General features: G+C 45.2%; 2 protein-coding genes and 1 pseudogene. All 3 read left to right on the top strand.

Annotated elements, in window-relative coordinates:
- A partial coding sequence (locus A3763_RS01955) for a cbb3-type cytochrome c oxidase subunit I (RefSeq protein ID WP_197482693.1) occupies positions 1 to 463 on the top strand: 463 nt, incomplete at its 5' end.
- Positions 464 to 537: 74 nt separating this feature from the next.
- Positions 538 to 669: a hypothetical protein gene (locus A3763_RS29860; protein WP_255374912.1), complete on the top strand. Its 132-nt coding sequence runs from the start codon at positions 538 to 540 to the stop codon at positions 667 to 669.
- A gap of 1 nt (position 670) precedes the next feature.
- Positions 671 to 905, top strand: a pseudogene (locus tag A3763_RS01950) (hypothetical protein); the annotation flags it as partial.

The following is a 905-nucleotide window of genomic DNA, read 5'->3' as shown; positions in this document are numbered from 1 at the left end:
TTTGCAATACCATGACACCTACTTTGTGGTCGCACATTTTCACTACGCATTAATACCCGGCGCACTATTCGGGCTCTACGCAGGTGTATTCTATTGGCTGCCAAAGTGGACTGGCCATATGTATAACGAAACGCTGGGTAAAATCTTTTTCTGGTGGACAACCATCGGCTTTAACCTGACGTTCTTCCCTCAACACTTTTCGGGCTTAGCGGGTATGCCACGCCGTATCGTTGATTACAGCGTGCAGTTTATTGAGTTTAACCAGATATCGAGCATTGGTGCCTTTATCTTCGGCCTATCTCACCTACTCTTTGTCTACATCATTATTCAAACTATACGTGGTGGCGAGAAAGCTCCAGCTCAGCCTTGGGAAGGTTCTCAGATCGGTACACCTGGCCTGGAGTGGACGCTCCCATCTCCTCCACCATTCCATAGCTTTGAAACACCTCCTACGGTCAAATAAAACCAGAATCTGGCCTTGGGTGCTTTAACAAAGAGCCCAAGGCTAGATACTTAACAACAAAAAGAGTTTTGATTATGAACCAACAAAGCGAACAAGCATTAAAGAAGTCAAATATTCGCACCGCGCTAATTCTTGGAGGCATTGCGATATCAAGCTTATGCATTGCCGCCTATGGCGTCAGCCAAACTTTAGCCGTGGGTGCATAACATGAGTGAAGTACCAGTAAAACAAAACAAGAAAACCGCACTAAAGCTCGCAATGTTAACAGTGCTTATGTTTGGCTTTGCCTTTGCGATGGTGCCGTTATACAAACTCGTATGCGATGTCGCCGGTATCAATAGCATCGATAGTAACAGTGGGCGCTCTGAGATTTCTGAACTAAGTAGCGAAGAACTTAGTCAGTCTTTAAGAACCGTAACGGTTCAATTCGACTCGACTATAA

The sequence above is a fragment of the Oleiphilus sp. HI0128 genome, assembly GCF_001635365.1.
The sequence above is the reverse complement of the archived record's forward strand: the minus strand, read 5'-3'. Positions and strand labels throughout refer to the sequence as shown.